This is a genomic window from Aeromonas crassostreae (assembly GCF_054052445.1).
The window spans coordinates 1-18,375 of record NZ_JBSTYM010000038.1 but is presented as its reverse complement, the minus strand read 5'-3'; the positions used below and the strand labels follow the sequence as shown (position 1 = coordinate 18,375).

General features: G+C 57.2%; 18 protein-coding genes and 1 tRNA gene. All 19 read left to right on the top strand.

Annotated features, from left to right (window positions below; genetic code table 11):
- Positions 1-233: EF-Tu C-terminal domain-related protein (locus tag ACW5W4_RS18145; protein WP_456690316.1), on the top strand; the 233-nt coding region annotated here is incomplete at its 5' end.
- A 52-nt stretch (positions 234-285) separates the two neighbouring features.
- Positions 286-362, top strand: a tRNA-Trp gene (locus ACW5W4_RS18140).
- A gap of 60 nt (positions 363-422) precedes the next feature.
- The gene (gene secE / locus ACW5W4_RS18135; protein WP_041997862.1) at positions 423-794 is read left to right on the top strand and encodes a preprotein translocase subunit SecE; all 372 of its coding nucleotides are present in this window, start codon (positions 423-425) and stop codon (positions 792-794) included.
- 9 nt (positions 795-803) lie between these two features.
- Positions 804-1,355 (top strand): transcription termination/antitermination protein NusG, encoded by a 552-nt coding sequence (gene nusG / locus ACW5W4_RS18130; protein ID WP_041997860.1) that lies wholly within the window; start codon positions 804-806, stop codon positions 1,353-1,355.
- Positions 1,356-1,489: 134 nt separating this feature from the next.
- Positions 1,490-1,918 (top strand): 50S ribosomal protein L11, encoded by a 429-nt coding sequence (rplK, locus tag ACW5W4_RS18125; protein WP_016352267.1) that lies wholly within the window; start codon positions 1,490-1,492, stop codon positions 1,916-1,918.
- A gap of 4 nt (positions 1,919-1,922) precedes the next feature.
- Complete coding sequence (gene rplA, locus ACW5W4_RS18120) at positions 1,923-2,624, top strand: 50S ribosomal protein L1 (RefSeq protein WP_408795955.1); 702 nt, start codon at positions 1,923-1,925, stop codon at positions 2,622-2,624.
- Between the two features lie 249 nt (positions 2,625-2,873).
- Positions 2,874-3,374, top strand: a complete 501-nt coding sequence (gene rplJ, locus ACW5W4_RS18115) for a 50S ribosomal protein L10 (RefSeq protein WP_041997855.1) — start codon at positions 2,874-2,876, stop codon at positions 3,372-3,374.
- A 51-nt stretch (positions 3,375-3,425) separates the two neighbouring features.
- Positions 3,426-3,788 carry a 50S ribosomal protein L7/L12 gene (gene rplL, locus ACW5W4_RS18110; protein WP_408795954.1) on the top strand — a complete coding sequence of 121 codons (363 nt, stop codon included), beginning with the start codon at positions 3,426-3,428 and terminating at the stop codon, positions 3,786-3,788.
- 222 nt (positions 3,789-4,010) lie between these two features.
- On the top strand, positions 4,011-8,039 hold the full coding sequence (gene rpoB / locus ACW5W4_RS18105) for a DNA-directed RNA polymerase subunit beta (RefSeq protein WP_408795953.1): 4,029 nt from the start codon (positions 4,011-4,013) through the stop codon (positions 8,037-8,039).
- 91 nt (positions 8,040-8,130) lie between these two features.
- On the top strand, positions 8,131-12,435 hold the full coding sequence (rpoC, locus tag ACW5W4_RS18100; RefSeq protein WP_408795952.1) for a DNA-directed RNA polymerase subunit beta': 4,305 nt from the start codon (positions 8,131-8,133) through the stop codon (positions 12,433-12,435).
- 196 nt (positions 12,436-12,631) lie between these two features.
- A complete protein-coding gene (locus tag ACW5W4_RS18095; RefSeq protein WP_041997847.1) occupies positions 12,632-13,348 on the top strand; it encodes a helix-turn-helix transcriptional regulator in 717 nt (238 codons plus the stop codon).
- 23 nt (positions 13,349-13,371) lie between these two features.
- Positions 13,372-13,752 (top strand): RidA family protein, encoded by a 381-nt coding sequence (locus ACW5W4_RS18090; protein WP_408795951.1) that lies wholly within the window; start codon positions 13,372-13,374, stop codon positions 13,750-13,752.
- 79 nt (positions 13,753-13,831) lie between these two features.
- Positions 13,832-14,224, top strand: a complete 393-nt coding sequence (gene tusD / locus ACW5W4_RS18085) for a sulfurtransferase complex subunit TusD (RefSeq protein ID WP_408795949.1) — start codon at positions 13,832-13,834, stop codon at positions 14,222-14,224.
- Between the two features lie 8 nt (positions 14,225-14,232).
- Complete coding sequence (gene tusC / locus ACW5W4_RS18080) at positions 14,233-14,589, top strand: sulfurtransferase complex subunit TusC (protein WP_408795947.1); 357 nt, start codon at positions 14,233-14,235, stop codon at positions 14,587-14,589.
- A gap of 8 nt (positions 14,590-14,597) precedes the next feature.
- Entirely contained in the window at positions 14,598-14,876 is a 279-nt protein-coding gene (gene tusB, locus ACW5W4_RS18075; protein WP_456690315.1) for a sulfurtransferase complex subunit TusB, read from the top strand.
- Positions 14,877-15,059: 183 nt separating this feature from the next.
- Complete coding sequence (gene rpsL / locus ACW5W4_RS18070) at positions 15,060-15,434, top strand: 30S ribosomal protein S12 (RefSeq protein WP_084205426.1); 375 nt, start codon at positions 15,060-15,062, stop codon at positions 15,432-15,434.
- 93 nt (positions 15,435-15,527) lie between these two features.
- Positions 15,528-15,998 (top strand): 30S ribosomal protein S7, encoded by a 471-nt coding sequence (rpsG, locus tag ACW5W4_RS18065; RefSeq protein ID WP_041997835.1) that lies wholly within the window; start codon positions 15,528-15,530, stop codon positions 15,996-15,998.
- A 78-nt stretch (positions 15,999-16,076) separates the two neighbouring features.
- Entirely contained in the window at positions 16,077-18,182 is a 2,106-nt protein-coding gene (gene fusA, locus ACW5W4_RS18060) for an elongation factor G (protein WP_427261266.1), read from the top strand.
- A gap of 54 nt (positions 18,183-18,236) precedes the next feature.
- The coding region (locus tag ACW5W4_RS18055; protein WP_244463733.1) for a GTP-binding protein at positions 18,237-18,375 on the top strand (139 nt) is incomplete at its 3' end.

The following is an 18,375-nucleotide window of genomic DNA, read 5'->3' as shown; positions in this document are numbered from 1 at the left end:
GTCGTCACACCCCGTTCTTCAAAGGCTACCGTCCGCAGTTCTACTTCCGTACCACCGACGTGACTGGCACCATCGAACTGCCGGAAGGCGTAGAAATGGTCATGCCGGGCGACAACATCAAGATGGTTGTTACCCTGATCGCACCGATCGCGATGGACGACGGCCTGCGTTTCGCCATCCGTGAAGGTGGCCGTACCGTAGGTGCTGGTGTTGTAGCCAAAGTTATCGCTTAATCTTGGCTTACATAAATAAAGCAAAGCCCCTATAATAGGGGCTTTCTTATGCAGGGGCGTAGTTCGAATTGGTAGAACAGCGGTCTCCAAAACCGATGGTTGGGGGTTCGAATCCCTCCGCCCCTGCCATGCACCTCGTCTCGTACGGGGCTTTTGTGTCTTTGGTAACGTCAGATACAGGTAGGTTGTATGAGTGTGAGTTCTGAGAATCAGGGCGGAAGCAAGGATACCCTGCTTTGGGGCCTGGTTTTCATTATCCTGGCGGCCGCTGTAGTGGGTAACTATCTGCTGCACGACGTAGCCGCTGCCGTCCGCGCCTTGGGTGTGGTCGTTGTCATTGCTGTCGCTGGTGCGGTAGCCCTGCAAACCACCAAGGGTAAGGCAACACTGGCTTTCGCCCGTGAGTCTCGCCTGGAAGTCCGCAAGGTCGTATGGCCAACCCGCCAGGAAGCCATTCAGACAACCCTGATTGTGCTGGCGGTGACCGCCATCATGGGCTTGCTGCTGTTCGTTCTGGACGGCGCCTTGGTCTGGTTGGTCAACTTGATTACCGGCGTGTAAGGATTAGCCATGACTGAACAACGTGAACAACGTATGAGATGGTATGTCGTACAGGCATTCTCCGGCTATGAAGGCCGGGTTGCAAAGTCTCTGCGCGAACATATCAAGATGCATGGCATGGAAGACATGTTTGGCGAAGTGCTGGTGCCGACCGAAGAAGTGGTCGAGATGCGTGCCGGCCAGAAGCGCAAGAGCGAGCGCAAGTTCTTCCCGGGCTATGTGCTGGTTCAGATGCTGATGGATGAAACCACCTGGCACCTAGTGCGTAACGTACCGCGTGTAATGGGCTTCATCGGTGGCACTTCCGACCGCCCGGCGCCGATTTCCGACAAGGAAGCCGATGCCATCCTCAATCGTCTGCAAGACTCCCACGACAAGCCGCGTCCGAAGACCCTGTTTGAACCGGGTGAGATGGTGCGTGTTGCCGATGGTCCGTTCGCGGATTTCAACGGTACCGTCGAGGAAGTGGATTACGAAAAGAGCCGCGTAAAGGTCTCCGTCCTGATCTTTGGCCGCTCGACACCGGTCGAGCTGGATTTTGGTCAGGTCGAAAAGGGCTGATTGAATTCTGTACGTTTAACGGTTGTCAGGGGCAGCGATTATCTCTATAATTCGCTGCCCCTTTATTAGCTGGGGAGCCGTTTGCAGGAGCAAGTCTCCGAGGCGTTTGAACCCATTTTTGAGGTATTTTTGTAATGGCTAAGAAAGTCACAGCTTATATCAAGCTGCAAGTTAAAGCTGGCAGTGCCAACCCAAGCCCCCCCGTCGGTCCGGCCCTGGGTCAGCACGGTGTCAACATCATGGAATTCTGTAAGGCATTCAACGCCCGTACAGAGAAGCTGGAAAAAGGCTCACCGACTCCGGTCGTGATCACCGTTTACAGCGACCGTTCCTTCACCTTCGAAACCAAGACCCCGCCCGCTTCCTTCCTGCTGAAGAAAGCCGCTGGTATCCAGTCTGGTTCCGCCAAGCCGAACAAAGACAAGGTTGGTAAGGTGACTGTTGCTCAGCTGCAAGAAATCGCCAAGACCAAAGAGCCGGACATGACCGGTGCCGATCTGGATGCAAAAGTACGTTGCATCGCAGGCTCCGCTCGTTCCATGGGTCTGGTAGTGGAGGATTAAGACAATGGCTAAAATTTCCAAGCGTATGCGCGTTATTCGCGAAAAAGTTGACGGTACCAAAGAGTACGGCATCAACGAAGCCATTGCCCTGCTGAAAGAACTGGCCACTGCCAAGTTCGTTGAAAGCGTTGACGTCGCTGTCAACCTGGGTATCGACGCTCGTAAATCCGACCAGAACGTTCGTGGCGCCACTGTGCTGCCGCACGGTACCGGTCGTGACGTTCGCGTTGCCGTATTCACCCAGGGTGCCAACGCCGAAGCCGCCAAGGCTGCCGGTGCTGACCTGGTTGGTATGGACGACCTGGCCGAGCTGGTCAAGAAAGGTGAGATGAACTTCGACGTCGTGATCGCATCCCCGGATGCCATGCGCGTTGTTGGTCAACTGGGCCAGATCCTGGGCCCGCGTGGCCTGATGCCTAACCCGAAAGTGGGTACCGTGACCCCGAACGTTGCCGAGGCCGTGAAGAACGCCAAAGCCGGTCAGGTCCGTTACCGCAATGATAAGAATGGTATCATCCATACCACTCTGGGTAAGGTTTCTTTCAACGAAGTTCAGCTGAAAGAAAACTTGGAAGCGCTGCTGGTTGCCCTGAAAAAAGGCAAGCCCTCTTCCGCCAAAGGTATCTTCATCAAGAAAGTCAGCATCTCCACCACCATGGGTGCCGGTGTTGCTGTAGACCAAGCTTCCCTGGAAGCTCAGGCCTAATTGATGGGTTTTACAAGGCGCAAAATTTAATCTATAATTTTGCGCCTTGATTGGTTGGGGGTTTCGACCTCCGTCCAAGACCGCAGGAGGCGGCAACGCCTTAATATTTCCTGCGTAGACGGTGCCGGAAACCCAGCGAGAAAGACTTTTCTCTTCTGGAATCCTGCCACCGCATCGTTCCCTCTGGCAACAGGGGGATGTATCAGTACTGGGTCTCGGTGGCCCAGATTCAATCCAGGAGCTAAGCCAATGGCATTAGGACTCGAAGACAAAAAGGCAATTGTTGCTGAAGTCAACGAAGCTGCCAAAGGCGCACTGTCCGCAGTTGTTGCCGATTCCCGTGGCGTGACTGTCGACAAGATGACCGTCCTGCGTAAAACCGCTCGTGAAGCCGGTGTGTACATGCGCGTTGTGCGTAACACCCTGCTGCGTCGCGCGGTAGAAGGTACCGAATACGAGTGCCTGAACGACGTATTGACCGGTCCGACCTTGATTGCTTTCTCTAACGAACACCCGGGCGCTGCCGCTCGTCTGTTCAAAGAGTTTGCCAAAGCGAACCAAAAGTTCGAAATCAAGGCTGGCGCTTTTAACGGTGAGTTTATCGCCGCAGCACAAATTGATCGTCTGGCTACCCTGCCGACTTACGATGAAGCAATTGCGAAGTTGATGGCTACCATGAAGGAAGCCTCTGCTGGCAAGCTGGTTCGTACTATCGCTGCTGTCCGCGATCAGAAGCAAGCTGCTGCTTGATTCTTACCTATTTAGGCTGTTTGAGTTTATTCAACATCAGGAATTTTTGTCATGTCTATCACTAAAGACCAAATCATCGAAGCCGTTGCTTCCATGTCCGTAATGGAAGTTGTTGAGCTGATCGAAGCTATGGAAGAGAAGTTCGGTGTTTCTGCCGCTGTTGCTGTTGCTGCCGGTCCGGCTGCTGAAGCAGTAGAAGAGAAGACCGAGTTCGACGTAGTTCTGACTGCTGCCGGTGCCAACAAAGTTGCCGTCATCAAGGCCGTTCGTGCCGCTACCGGTCTGGGCCTGAAAGAAGCCAAAGATCTGGTTGAAGCTGCCCCGGCTAACCTGAAAGAAGGCATCTCCAAAGACGAAGCCGAAGCTCTGAAGAAAGAGCTGGAAGCTGCCGGTGCTTCTGTTGAGATCAAATAATCTGCATTCATGTAGATTAGCCTGATAAAACAGGCTAGGGCTGGTGAATTTTTGTTCACCAGCCTTTTTGCGCTGTAGACTGAGAGCATTTTCACACCGTTTGCGACTCTCGGTGCACCAGCAAACCGGGCCGCATTATCGCCCGGTCAACACAAAACGGTGTTGAGACAGAGCTGTCCTGCGGGACAGAGTGGGTCACTTATCAGCGAGCTGAGGAACCCTATGGTTTACTCTTATACCGAAAAAAAACGCATTCGTAAGGACTTCGGTAAGCGAGACCAGGTACTGGACACGCCTTATCTGTTGTCCATTCAGCTGGACTCCTTCAAGCAGTTCATCGAGGCTGACCCGGAAGGTGAATATGGCCTAGAGGCCGCTTTCCGTAGCGTTTTCCCGATCACCAGTTACTCCGGTAGTGCTGAGCTTCAGTATGTCAGCTATCGCCTGGGTGAGCCGGTATTTGACGTAAAAGAATGCCAGATCCGTGGAGTGACCTACTCCGCGCCGCTGCGTGTCAAGCTTCGTATGGTTCTGTACGACCGTGAAGCAGCTGCCGGCACCGTCAAAGACATCAAGGAACAAGAAGTTTACATGGGCGAAATTCCGCTCATGACCGAAAACGGCACCTTTGTCATCAATGGTACCGAGCGGGTCATCGTCTCCCAGCTGCATCGCAGCCCGGGCGTCTTCTTCGACCACGATAAAGGCAAAACACATTCATCCGGTAAGGTACTGTATAACGCCCGCGTTATCCCCTACCGTGGCTCCTGGCTGGACTTCGAGTTCGATGCGAAAGACAACCTGTTTGTCCGTATCGACCGTCGTCGTAAATTGCCGGCGTCCATCATTCTGCGCGCCCTGGACTTCAGCTCCGAAGAAATCCTGGCCACCTTCTTCGAGACCATAGGTTTCGAAGTCAAGGATGGCAAGTTGATGATGGATCTGGTGCCCGAGCGCCTGCGTGGCGAAACCGCGACCTTCGACATCGTTGCCAATGGCACCGTAGTGGTCGAAACCGGTCGTCGTGTCACCGCCCGCCACATCCGTCAGCTGGAAAAAGACGCCATCACCCAGATCGAGGTGCCGGTGGAGTATGTTGTTGGCAAAGTTGCAGCCAAGGACTACGCACATCCCCAGACTGGCGAAATGGTCGTGACCGCCAACCAGGCCCTGAGCCTGGAAGCGATCGCCAACCTGTCCCAAGCCGGCTTCAAGCACTTCGAGGTTCTGTTCACCAACGAACTGGACCACGGTGCCTACATGTCCGAGACCCTGCGTATCGACAACAGCTCCAACCGTTTGGAAGCGCTGGTCGAGATCTATCGCATGATGCGTCCGGGCGAGCCGCCCACCCGTGAAGCGGCAGAGCAGCTGTTCGAAAACCTGTTCTTCTCTTCCGAGCGTTACGACCTGTCTACCGTGGGTCGGATGAAGTTCAACCGCCGTCTGTCCCGTGAAGACGAGACCGGCGTGGGCACCCTGACCAAAGACGACATCGTCGAAGTCATGAAGCGCCTGATCGACATCCGTAACGGCAATGACGAGGTGGACGATATCGACCACCTGGGTAACCGTCGTATCCGTTCCGTCGGTGAAATGGCCGAGAACCAGTTCCGTGTCGGTCTGGTCCGTGTCGAGCGTGCGGTGAAAGAGCGTCTCTCTCTGGGCGATCTGGACACCCTGATGCCGCAGGATCTGATCAACGCCAAGCCGATCTCCGCCGCGGTCAAGGAGTTCTTCGGTTCCAGCCAGCTGTCCCAGTTTATGGACCAGAACAACCCGCTGTCCGAAGTGACCCACAAGCGCCGTATCTCCGCGCTGGGCCCGGGCGGTCTGACCCGTGAGCGTGCCGGCTTCGAAGTGCGAGACGTACACCCGACCCACTACGGTCGTCTGTGCCCCATCGAGACCCCTGAAGGTCCGAACATCGGTCTGATCAACTCGCTGTCCGTGTATTCCCGCACCAACGAGTACGGTTTCCTCGAGACCCCGTACCGCAAGGTCATCGACGGTCTGATCACCGACGAAGTGGATTACCTGTCCGCCATCGAAGAAGGCAAGTACGTCATCGCTCAGGCCAATGCGGCAGTCAGCGAAGATGGTCGCCTGAAAGATGAACTGATCCCGTGCCGCCACAAGGGTGAATCCACCTTTATGAACGCCGATCAGATCCAGTACATGGACGTGAGCCCGCAACAGATCGTCTCTGTGGCAGCGGCCCTGATCCCCTTCCTGGAGCACGATGATGCGAACCGAGCCCTGATGGGTTCGAACATGCAACGTCAAGCCGTACCGACCCTGCGTGCCGACAAGCCGCTGGTAGGTACCGGTATGGAACGCGCCGTGGCCGTTGACTCCGGTGTAACCGTGGTGGCCAAGCGTGGCGGCGTGATCGACTATGTCGATGCTTCCCGTATCGTTATCAAGGTCAACGAAGATGAGCTGCTGCCTGGCGAAGCCGGCATCGACATCTACAACCTGACCAAGTACACCCGTTCCAACCAGAACACCTGTATCAACCAGCGTCCGTGCGTGATGTTGGGTGAGCCGGTGATGGCCGGTGACGTGCTGGCTGATGGTCCGTCCACCGATCTCGGTGAACTGGCACTGGGCCAGAACATGCGCGTCGCCTTCATGCCGTGGAACGGTTACAACTTCGAAGACTCGATCCTGGTGAACGAGCGTGTGGTTCAGGAAGATCGCCTGACCACCATCCACATCCAGGAACTGGCCTGTATCTCCCGTGACACCAAGCTGGGTCCGGAAGAGATCACTGCCGACATCCCGAACGTGGGTGAAGCCGCGCTGTCCAAACTGGACGAGTCCGGCATCGTCTACGTGGGTGCCGAAGTGAAGGGCGGCGACATCCTGGTCGGCAAGGTCACCCCGAAAGGTGAAACCCAGTTGACCCCGGAAGAGAAGCTGCTGCGCGCCATCTTCGGCGAGAAGGCGTCCGACGTGAAGGACTCTTCCCTGCGTGTGCCGAACGGTGTGTACGGTACCGTGGTCGACGTGCAGGTCTTTACCCGCGATGGCGTGGAAAAAGACAAGCGCGCCAAAGAAATCGAAGAGATGCAGCTGAAGGAAGCGAAGAAGGACTTGACCGAAGAGTTCAAGATCCTGGAAGACGGCGTATTTGGCCGTACTCGCAACCTGCTGCTGGCCGCCGGTTACAGCGAAGATCGTCTGAACAAGCTCGATCGTTCCAAGTGGTTTGAACTGGCCATCGACGATGAAGCCAAGCAAATCGAACTGGAGCAGATCGCCGAACAGCACATCGAGCTGCGCGCCGACTTCGACAAGAAGTTCGAGAACAAGCGTCGCAAGATCATCCAGGGTGATGATCTGGCGCCGGGCGTACTGAAAATCGTCAAGGTTTACCTGGCCGTCAAGCGTCGCATCCAACCGGGTGACAAGATGGCGGGTCGTCACGGTAACAAGGGTGTTATCTCCAAGATCTGCCCGGTCGAGGACATGCCCCATGACGAGTTTGGCCGTCCGGTCGACATCGTACTGAACCCGCTGGGCGTACCGTCCCGGATGAACATCGGTCAGATCCTCGAAGTGCACCTGGGTCTCGCGGCCAAGGGCATCGGCGAGAAGATCGATCGCATGATCAAGGAACAGCGCGAGCTGCACGAGATGCGTGAATTCTTGCAGAAGGTCTATGACCTGGGCGAGAAGGACACTCAGCAAGTGAACATCGCCGAGCTGTCTGACGATGACGTGCGTACCCTGGTCGGTAACCTGCGCAAGGGCCTGCCGGTGGCAACACCTGTCTTCGACGGCGCCAAAGAGCGTGAGATCAAGGCGCTGCTGAAGCTGGCGGACCTGCCGGAATCCGGTCAGATCTCCCTGTTCGACGGTCGTACCGGCAACGCTTTCGAGCGCAAGGTCACCGTGGGTTACATGTACATGCTGAAGCTGAACCACCTGGTAGACGACAAGATGCACGCGCGTTCTACCGGTTCCTACAGCCTGGTTACCCAGCAGCCGCTGGGTGGTAAGGCGCAGTTCGGTGGTCAGCGGTTCGGTGAGATGGAAGTGTGGGCCCTGGAGGCTTACGGTGCGGCATACACTCTGCAAGAGATGCTGACCGTCAAGTCTGACGATGTGAACGGCCGTACCAAGATGTACAAGAACATCGTGGATGGCGACCACCGTATGGAGCCGGGCATGCCCGAATCCTTCAACGTATTGCTGAAGGAAATTCGCTCTCTGGGTATCAACATCGAGCTGGACGAAGAGTAAGAGTCCGCTCTTATTGTTCGAGAATTGACGTGGGCGCCCCGCTGTTTTGGCAGCAGGGGCGCCGAGGTTAGACTCCTGACAGGGGAAACACGTGAAAGACTTACTCAAGTTTTTGAAGGCTCAGACCAAGACCGAAGAGTTTGACAGTATCAAGATCGGTCTGGCCTCTCCTGACATGATCCGCTCCTGGTCATTCGGTGAGGTCAAAAAGCCTGAGACCATCAACTACCGGACTTTCAAGCCGGAACGTGATGGTCTGTTCTGCGCCCGTATCTTCGGACCGGTGAAGGACTACGAGTGTCTGTGCGGCAAGTACAAGCGCCTGAAACACCGTGGTGTGATCTGCGAGAAGTGCGGCGTGGAAGTGACCCAGACCAAGGTCCGTCGCGAGCGCATGGGCCACATCGAGCTGGCCAGCCCGACTGCCCACATCTGGTTCCTGAAGTCCCTGCCGTCCCGTATCGGTCTGCTGCTGGACATGACCCTGCGTGACATCGAGCGCGTGCTGTATTTCGAATCCTATGTGGTTATCGAACCCGGCATGACCAACCTCGAGCGCAGCCAGATGCTGTCCGAAGAGAACTATCTGGACGCACTGGAAGAGTGGGGCGACGAATTCGACGCCAAGATGGGTGCCGAGGCAATCCTGGCATTGCTGCGCGCCATCGATCTGGAAGGTGAAGTCAAGACCATGCGTGAGGAGCTGGATCAGACCAACTCCGAGACCAAGCGCAAGAAGACCACCAAGCGTCTGAAGCTGATGGAAGCCTTCCTGCAGTCCGGCAACAAGCCGGAGTGGATGATCATGACAGTGCTGCCCGTGCTGCCGCCGGACCTGCGTCCGCTGGTACCGCTGGACGGCGGCCGTTTTGCGACTTCCGATCTGAACGATCTGTACCGTCGCGTGATCAACCGTAACAACCGCTTGAAGCGTCTGCTGGACCTGGCTGCGCCGGACATCATAGTGCGCAACGAAAAGCGCATGCTGCAAGAGTCCGTCGATGCCCTGCTGGACAACGGCCGTCGCGGCCGTGCCATCACAGGTTCCAACAAGCGCCCGCTGAAATCCCTGGCCGACATGATCAAGGGTAAGCAAGGTCGTTTCCGTCAGAACCTGCTGGGTAAGCGTGTCGACTACTCCGGTCGTTCCGTTATCACAGTTGGTCCGACCCTGCGCCTGCATCAGTGCGGTCTGCCGAAGAAGATGGCGCTCGAGCTGTTCAAGCCCTTCATCTATGGCAAGCTGGAAACCCGCGGTCTGGCGACCACCATCAAGGCCGCCAAGAAGATGGTGGAGCGCGAGGAAGCTGTCGTTTGGGATATCCTGGACGAAGTGATCCGCGAACACCCGGTGCTGCTGAACCGTGCACCGACCCTGCACCGTCTGGGTATCCAGGCATTCGAACCGACCCTGGTCGAAGGCAAGGCCATCCAGCTGCACCCGCTGGTCTGTGCTGCGTATAACGCGGACTTCGATGGTGACCAGATGGCGGTCCACGTACCGCTGACCCTGGAAGCCCAGCTGGAAGCGCGTGCGCTGATGATGTCTACCAACAACATCCTGTCGCCTGCCTCCGGTGAGCCGATCATCGTTCCTTCCCAGGACGTGGTCTTGGGTCTGTACTACATGACCCGTGCCCGTATCAACGCCAAGGGCGAAGGTATGGTGCTGGCCGGCCCGAAAGAAGCCGAGAAAGTGTATCGCGCCGGTCTGGCCGATCTCCATGCTCGTGTGAAAGTACGCATCACCGAATACCTGCGTCAGGAAGACGGTTCTCTGCGTGAACACACCGAGATGAAGAACACCACAGTCGGTCGTGCGATCCTGAGCCTGATCCTGCCCAAAGGCATGGAATACGCCCTGATCGACGAGCCCAAGGTGCTGACTGCTGCCGAGCAGGCCGATCTCGATGCCAATCCGCAGAACTGGATCAAGTGTGTATCCAACAAGGCGCTGGGCAAGAAGCTCATCTCCCGTCTGCTGAACACCTGCTATCGCAAGCAGGGCCTGAAGGACACCGTTATCTTCGCCGACCAGCTGATGTATACCGGTTTCCACTACGCGGCCCTGTCCGGTGCGTCCGTTGGTATCGATGACATGGTCATCCCGGATGCCAAGAAAGACATCATCGCGGCAGCCGAAGCCGAAGTCGCCGAGATCCAGGACCAGTTCCTGTCCGGTCTGGTGACCGCGGGCGAGCGTTACAACAAGGTTATCGATATCTGGGCCAGCGCCAACGAGCGCGTCTCCAAGGCCATGATGGAGAACTTGTCCAAAGAGCGTAACGTCAACTCCCTGGGTGAAGAAGAAGAGCAGGCATCGTTCAACAGCATCTTCATGATGGCCGACTCCGGGGCGCGGGGTTCCGCCGCCCAGATCCGTCAGCTGGCCGGTATGCGTGGCCTGATGGCGAAGCCGGATGGCTCCATCATCGAGACCCCGATCGTCGCGAACTTCCGCGAAGGTCTGAACGTACTGCAGTACTTCATCTCCACTCACGGTGCTCGTAAGGGTCTGGCGGATACCGCACTGAAGACGGCGAACTCCGGTTACCTGACTCGTCGTCTGGTCGACGTGGCACAGGACATGGTGATCACCGAGGACGATTGCGGCACGACCGAAGGTCTGTGGATGACTCCGCTGATCGAAGGTGGCGACGTGGTCGAGCCGCTGCGTGAGCGCGTGCTGGGCCGTGTGGTGGCCGATGACGTGATCAAGCCGGGCACCGAAGACGAAGTGCTGGTAGCACGCAACACCCTGCTCGACGAGCAGCTGTGTGACCTGCTGGAGCGCAACTCCGTCGACCGCGTGAAGGTACGTTCTGCCATCACCTGTGAGACTGACTTCGGCAACTGTGCTCACTGCTACGGCCGTGATCTGGCCCGTGGTCACCTGGTTAACAAGGGTGAGGCTGTCGGTGTTATCGCCGCCCAGTCCATCGGTGAACCGGGTACCCAGCTGACGATGCGTACCTTCCACATCGGTGGTGCCGCATCCCGTGCCGCTGCCGAGAGCAGCATCCAGGTCAAGAACACAGGTAGCATCAAGCTGCAGAACGCCAAGTTCGTTCACAACAGCGAAGACAAGCTGGTTATCACCTCCCGTTCTACCGAACTGACCATCATGGACGAGATGGGCCGTACCAAGGAAAGCCACAAGCTGCCTTACGGTTCCGTGTTGGAAGTGAAAGACGGTCAGGCCGTGACGGCCGGTGAGACCGTGGCGAACTGGGATCCGCACACCCACCCGATCATCACCGAAGTGGCGGGTCGCCTCCAGTTCGAACACATGATCGATGGCGTGACCATCACCCGTCAGACCGACGAGCTGACCGGTCTCTCCTCCATCGTCGTGCTGGATGTCAACGAGCGTCCGAGCGCCGGTAAAGAGATGCGTCCGACCGTGAAACTGGTCGACCTGAACGGCAAGGATGTGATGATCCCGGGTACCGACGTCGCCGCCCAGTACTTCCTGCCGGGCAAGGCGATCGTCAACCTGGAAGATGGTGCCAACGTGGGTGTGGGTGACGCGGTTGCACGTATCCCGCAGGAATCCGGCGGTACCAAGGACATCACCGGTGGTCTGCCGCGCGTTGCGGATCTGTTCGAAGCACGTATTCCGAAGGAACCGGCCATCCTGGCCGAGATCTCCGGTACCATCTCCTTCGGGAAAGAGACCAAGGGCAAACGCCGTCTGGTCATCACTCCGACCGATGGTGGCGACGTCTACGAGGAGATGATTCCGAAGTGGCGTAACCTGAACGTGTTCGAAGGTGAAAAAGTTGAGAAGGGTGAAGTGCTGGCGGACGGTCCTGAGTCTGCTCACGACATCCTGCGTCTGCGCGGTATCAGCCCGGTCGCCAACTACATCGCCAACGAAGTGCAGGACGTTTACCGTCTGCAAGGCGTTAAGATCAACGACAAGCACATCGAAGTCATCGTGCGTCAGATGCTGCGCAAGTGCGAGATCCTGAGCGCCGGCGATACCGATCTGATCGAAGGCGAACAGGTTGAAGTGGCTCGCGTCAAGATTGCCAACCGTAAGCTGGTTGCCGAGGGCAAGATCCCGGCCACCTACCGTCATATCCTGATGGGTATTACCAAGGCGTCTCTGAGCACCGAGTCCTTCATCTCCGCGGCCTCCTTCCAGGAGACCACCCGGGTTCTGACCGAAGCGGCCGTTGGCGGCAAGCGTGATGAACTGCGTGGCCTGAAAGAGAACGTGATCGTGGGTCGTCTGATCCCGGCGGGTACCGGCTTTGCCTACCACCACAGCCGGATCAACCAGCGTGCCGCCGCAGCCCGTGCTGTCGGTGTGCCGCAGGTGACTGCCGATGAAGCCCAGCAAAATCTGGCGGATCTGCTCAACGCATCCGGTAGCTTCGACGAAGAGTAATCTTCCGTTGTCGTGATTGAAAAAGGGCTCCTGCAAGGGGCCCTTTTTGTTGTCTGTGCACCGGTCCGGGCCTGCACCGTCGCGGGGCAGCAGATGATCCAGTGCAAGGTTATAGAGCAAAAAATCAAAAAAAGTTGACATTGCCAGTGCGCAATTGAAAACTCGGGTCAGGTAACCGTGATTACAGGGGTAAAAGATGACTGTTGGTATCGAGGATGTAATGCTTCCCGAGGAACAGCTGGTCAGTCGCACTTTTACAGACGAAGACAGGGAATTGTTGCGCTCCTATGAGGGGCTGATCGAGGGCTTGGCCGAACTGTTCGGCAAGCACTGTGAGGTGGTACTTCACTCCCTGGAGAATCTGCACGAGTCGGTGATCAAGATAGCGAACGGTTTCAACACCGGGCGCAACGAGGGGGCGCCGATAACGGATCTGGCACTGCGTATGCTCAAGGACATCGAGAATACCGGCCAGGACTATACGCAAAGCTACTTCGCCCGCAGCCGGACCGGCGCGCTGATGAAGTCGATCACCATCGCCATTCGCAACGGCGACAAGCAGGTGATCGGCCTTATCTGCATCAACCTGCATATCAATGCGCCGTTCCACGAGTTTGTGGCCGAGTTCTTCCCGACCCCGCAGCAGGTCGAGCGTCAGTCTCCCGAGACCTTCGCCAACAGCGTGGAGGAGCTGGTCGCCCAGACGGTGGACAACACCATCGACGAGATCAACCGGGATCCCACGGTGGCGAACAACGCCAAGAATCGTTTTATCGTGACCCAGCTGTTCGAGAAGGGCATATTCGATATCAAGGATTCGATCAATCTGGTCGCCGACAAACTCAATATTTCCAAACACACCGTCTATCTTTACATCCGCCAGCGCAAGCAGGGTGAAGATGAGAGCGAGTGAGCGCCATAGAAGAGGACAGATGAATGGCTAAAGAAGTAATCGCAACCGAGCAGGCTCCTGCCGCGATCGGTCCGTACGTGCAGGGCACCAAGCTGGGAGAGCTGGTGTTCACCTCGGGTCAGATCCCGCTCGATCCCACCACCATGGAGATCGTCAGCGGTGGCGTCGAGGCCCAGGCCGAACAGGTGATGAAGAACCTGGTCGCCGTGCTGCAAGCCGCCGGCTCCGACCCCAGCAAGGTGCTGAAGACCACCTGCTTCCTGAGCGACATGAACAACTTTGTGGCCTTCAATCAGGTCTACGCCCGTTACTTCGGCGAGTCCGCCCCGGCACGTTCCTGTGTCGAAGTCGCGCGCCTGCCCAAGGATGTGCTGGTCGAAGTGGAAGCGATTGCCCATCTCTGATCCGGCAGCGCTGTGATGAGCCCCTCCCGGAGGGGCTTTTTTGTCTCCGGTCCCCCGGGACCCTCTTGGGAATACGGATATGAGTCTGAGTTTCGCGCTGCTGGTGACGGGGCCCGCCTACGGCAGCCAGGCGGCCAGCACGGCCTACCGCTTCGCCAGGGCCCTGCTGGCCGAGGGGCATACCCTGTCTCACCTCTTCTTCTACCAGGATGGGGTGAGCAATGGCAATCAGCTTCATGCCCCGGCCTCCGATGAGGTCGATCTGGTGCGGCTGTGGGCCGAGCTCGCCATCGAGCAGGGGATCCGCATCGATGTCTGCGTGGCGGCGGCCATGCGTCGCGGTGTACTGGATCAGACCCAGGCCAGCGAGGTGGGCAAGGCCCAGTTCAACCTGGCGGAGCCCTTCTGCCTCAGTGGCCTGGGCCAGCTGGCGGAAGCGGCCCTGACCGCCGATCGCGTCGTGCAATTCTAGGAGCTGCCATGAACAAGATTGCCTTTATCGGTCGTCATGCCCCCCATGGCTCGGCCGCGGGTCGGGAGGGGCTGGATGCTCTGCTGGCCAGCTCGGCCCTGACCGATGCGGTCGCGCTGTTTCTGATCGAAGACGGGGTGCTGCAGCTGCTGGCCGATCAGCGGCCCCAGTCCATCTTGCAGCGCCACTATGCGCCCACCTTCAAGCTGCTCGAGCTGTACGACGTGGAAGAGGTCTATGTCTGTGCCGACTCCCTGCGGGAGCGGGGCGTGCAGCCGGAGGCGCTCGCCATCGAGGTGCGCTGCCTGCCCCGGGCCGAGCTGACGCGTCTTTGGGCCGATTATCCCGTGCATTTGAGTTTCTGAGAGGGAGCATGATCCATCTGATATTGAGTTCTCCCTTCCTGACCCAGGATCTGGAGCAGGCGCTACGCTATCGCAGCCAGGGGGACGCACTGGTGCTGATGCAGGATGCGGTGCTGGCGGCGGTGAGTCCGCACTGGCAAGCCAGACTGGCTTCGGAGCGGCTCTATGTGATGAGCGAGGATCTCGCCGCCCGCGGTTTGGGGCAGGGATCCGGTCTACCCCTGACGATGGGGGAGTTGGTGGCGCTGATTGAGGCTGAAGACTCGCCCCATACCTGGTCATGCTAGCGTCATGATTTCTTTTTATAACTCAGTGGCTTGACCCTGTGTCAGCGCCAGAGTCTGTGTCCTTTTGCGGCACGGATTGTATAAATCTTGACTCCCTAGGCGACAGGGCATAAAATTTCGCGTCCCCGTATCTGCGGGGAGGATTTTTCACATGTTTATGAAGTCATTATCAGGAGCCTTTTGATGGCAACTATTAACCAGTTGGTTCGCAAGCCACGCACTAAGCTCGTTGAAAAAAGCAACGTGCCTGCGCTGGAAGCGTGCCCTCAGAAGCGTGGCGTGTGCACCCGTGTATACACCACCACCCCGAAGAAGCCTAACTCTGCACTGCGTAAAGTGTGCCGTGTTCGTCTGACCAACGGCTTCGAAGTCACCTCCTATATCGGCGGTGAAGGTCACAACCTGCAAGAGCACTCCGTTGTGCTGATCCGTGGCGGTCGTGTCAAGGATTTGCCGGGTGTTCGTTACCACACCGTTCGTGGTGCGTTGGACTGTGCCGGTGTTAAAGACCGTAAGCAGGCTCGCTCCAAGTACGGCGTGAAGCGTCCGAAAGCTTAATGGTTCTCCGTTAAGTAAGGCCAAACGTTAATTCGTTTCTAGTTAGATAACTTTCTAGTTTTGGGTAACCCCTGAAGTTACGGAGAATTTGAAATGCCAAGACGTCGTGTTGTTGGTCAGCGTAAAATCCTGCCGGATCCCAAGTTCGGATCAGAGCTGCTGGCTAAATTCGTCAACGTAGTAATGGTTGACGGTAAGAAATCTGTTTCCGAAGCCATCGTGTATGGCGCCCTGGACATCATTGCCACCAAATCTGGCAAAGAGCACCTGGCCGTATTCGAAGAAGCCCTGGACAACATTCGTCCGGCCGTCGAGGTTAAATCTCGTCGTGTCGGTGGTGCAACCTATCAGGTGCCGGTAGAAGTTCGCCCGGTACGTCGCAATGCCCTGGCAATGCGTTGGTTGGTTGATGCCGCTCGTAAACGTGGTGAAAAATCAATGGCTCAGCGCCTGGCTGGCGAGCTGCTGGATGCCGCTGACAATAAGGGTTCGTCTGTCAAGAAACGTGAAGACGTTCACCGTATGGCTGAAGCGAACAAAGCCTTCGCTCACTTCCGCTGGTAATCCGCTTGCGCAGGGTCTGCTGAAGATCCTGCGCACCTTCAATTATCTAGGGACAGGTTCCTTAGTAAGAGGATGACAATGGCTCGTACAACCCCCATTGAGCGCTACCGTAATATCGGTATCTCCGCTCACATCGACGCCGGTAAGACGACTACTACCGAACGCGTTCTGTTCTATACCGGTGTAAGCCACAAGATTGGTGAAGTGCATGATGGCGCCGCCACCATGGACTGGATGGAACAGGAGCAGGAGCGTGGTATCACCATCACCTCCGCTGCGACCACCGCATTCTGGTCCGGCATGGGCAAACAGTTCCAGCCGCACCGCATCAACATCATCGACACCCCGGGTCACGTGGACTTTACCATCGAGGTAGAGCGTTCCATGCGTGTCCTGGATGGCGCCGTGATGGTGTACTGTGCCGTAGGTGGCGTACAGCCGCAGTCTGAGACCGTATGGCGTCAGGCTAACAAGTACAAGGTTCCCCGCATCGCGTTCGTCAACAAGATGGACCGTACCGGCGCCAACTTCCTGCGCTGCGTTGAACACATCAAGACCCGTCTGAAAGGCGTTCCGGTTCCCCTGCAACTGAACATCGGTGCAGAAGAGAACTTCAAGGGCGTTGTTGACCTGGTCAAGATGAAAGCCATCAACTGGAACGAAGCTGACCAAGGCGTCACCTTCGACTACGAAGATGTGCCGGCCGAGCTGCTGGAACAGGCGCAAGAGATGCGCATGAATCTGGTTGAAGCCGCTGCCGAAGCGTCCGAAGAGCTGATGGAAAAATACCTGGGCGGCGAAGAGCTGACCGAGGAAGAGATCAAGAAAGCTCTGCGTCAGCGCGTGCTGAACAACGAAATCATCCTGGTAACCTGTGGCTCCGCGTTCAAGAACAAGGGCGTACAGGCCATGCTGGATGCCGTGGTTGACTACCTGCCGGCTCCGACCGACGTAGCTGCCATCGACGGCCTGAAGCTGGACGGCGAGACCAAAGACGAGCGTCACGCTTCTGACGACGAGCCGTTTGCTGCTCTGGCGTTCAAGATCGCTACCGACCCGTTCGTAGGCAACCTGACCTTCTTCCGCGTCTACTCCGGTATCGTCAACTCCGGTGACTCCGTGCTGAACTCTGTCAAAGAGAAGCGCGAGCGTTTCGGCCGTATCGTTCAGATGCATGCCAACAAGCGTGAAGAGATCAAAGAAGTTCGCGCAGGCGACATCGCTGCTGCCATCGGTCTGAAAGACGTGACCACTGGTGACACCCTGTGTGACGAGAAAGCGCCGATCATCCTCGAGCGTATGGAATTCCCGGAGCCGGTAATCTCCATCGCGGTTGAGCCGAAAACCAAGGCTGACCAAGAGAAGATGGGTCTGGCCCTCGGCCGTCTGGCGCAGGAAGATCCCTCTTTCCGCGTATGGACTGACGAAGAATCCGGTCAAACCATCATTGCCGGTATGGGTGAGCTGCACCTGGACATCATCGTTGACCGTATGCGTCGCGAGTTCAAGGTAGAAGCGAACGTAGGTAAGCCGCAGGTTGCCTACCGTGAAACCATCCGCGATACCGTCAAGGATATCGAAGGCAAGCACGCCAAGCAGTCCGGTGGTCGTGGTCAGTACGGTCACGTTGTGATCGACATGTACCCGCTGGAAGAAGGCAAAGCCTACGAGTTCGTGAACGACATCAAAGGCGGCGTGATTCCTGGTGAATTCATCCCGGGTGTTGACAAGGGTATCCGCGAGCAGCTGAAGTCCGGCCCGCTGGCAGGCTATCCGGTAATGGATCTGGGCGTGCGTCTGCACTTCGGTTCTTACCACGATGTCGACTCTTCCGAACTGGCGTTCAAGATCGCTGCTTCCATGGCCTTCAAGGCTGGCTTCATGAAGGCCAAGCCGGTTCTGCTCGAACCGATCATGAAAGTGGAAGTCGAGACTCCGGAAGACTACATGGGCGACGTGATCGGTGACCTGAACCGTCGTCGTGGCCTGATCGAAGGTATGGAAGATGGCCCGTCCGGCAAGATCGTACGTGCTCTGGTGCCGCTGGCCGAGATGTTCGGTTATGCAACTGCCCTGCGTTCCGCTACCCAGGGTCGTGCTTCCTACGCCATGGAATTCGCCAAGTATCACGATGCCCCGACCAACGTCGCACAGGCCGTGATCGAAGAGCGTAAATCCAAGTAATTTAAGATTCCCCGCCTACGACGGTAGGCGGGTTTAACCTAGAAGGACTACGTCGTGTCTAAAGAAAAATTTGAGCGTTCCAAACCTCACGTAAACGTGGGCACCATCGGCCACGTTGACCACGGTAAAACCACCCTGACTGCTGCCATCACCAACGTGCTGGCCAAGCACTACGGCGGTAAAGCCTTCGCCT

Coding starts and splice junctions, on each gene's coding strand:
- rplJ (WP_041997855.1), top strand. CDS start 2,874: ATGGCATTAGGACTCGAAGACAAAAAGGCAATTGTTGCTGAAGTCAAC.
- ACW5W4_RS18095 (WP_041997847.1), top strand. CDS start 12,632: ATGACTGTTGGTATCGAGGATGTAATGCTTCCCGAGGAACAGCTGGTC.
- tusB (WP_456690315.1), top strand. CDS start 14,598: ATGATCCATCTGATATTGAGTTCTCCCTTCCTGACCCAGGATCTGGAG.
- rplA (WP_408795955.1), top strand. CDS start 1,923: ATGGCTAAAATTTCCAAGCGTATGCGCGTTATTCGCGAAAAAGTTGAC.
- rplL (WP_408795954.1), top strand. CDS start 3,426: ATGTCTATCACTAAAGACCAAATCATCGAAGCCGTTGCTTCCATGTCC.
- secE (WP_041997862.1), top strand. CDS start 423: ATGAGTGTGAGTTCTGAGAATCAGGGCGGAAGCAAGGATACCCTGCTT.
- ACW5W4_RS18090 (WP_408795951.1), top strand. CDS start 13,372: ATGGCTAAAGAAGTAATCGCAACCGAGCAGGCTCCTGCCGCGATCGGT.
- rpoB (WP_408795953.1), top strand. CDS start 4,011: ATGGTTTACTCTTATACCGAAAAAAAACGCATTCGTAAGGACTTCGGT.
- fusA (WP_427261266.1), top strand. CDS start 16,077: ATGGCTCGTACAACCCCCATTGAGCGCTACCGTAATATCGGTATCTCC.
- rplK (WP_016352267.1), top strand. CDS start 1,490: ATGGCTAAGAAAGTCACAGCTTATATCAAGCTGCAAGTTAAAGCTGGC.
- rpsL (WP_084205426.1), top strand. CDS start 15,060: ATGGCAACTATTAACCAGTTGGTTCGCAAGCCACGCACTAAGCTCGTT.
- nusG (WP_041997860.1), top strand. CDS start 804: ATGACTGAACAACGTGAACAACGTATGAGATGGTATGTCGTACAGGCA.
- tusC (WP_408795947.1), top strand. CDS start 14,233: ATGAACAAGATTGCCTTTATCGGTCGTCATGCCCCCCATGGCTCGGCC.
- tusD (WP_408795949.1), top strand. CDS start 13,832: ATGAGTCTGAGTTTCGCGCTGCTGGTGACGGGGCCCGCCTACGGCAGC.
- rpsG (WP_041997835.1), top strand. CDS start 15,528: ATGCCAAGACGTCGTGTTGTTGGTCAGCGTAAAATCCTGCCGGATCCC.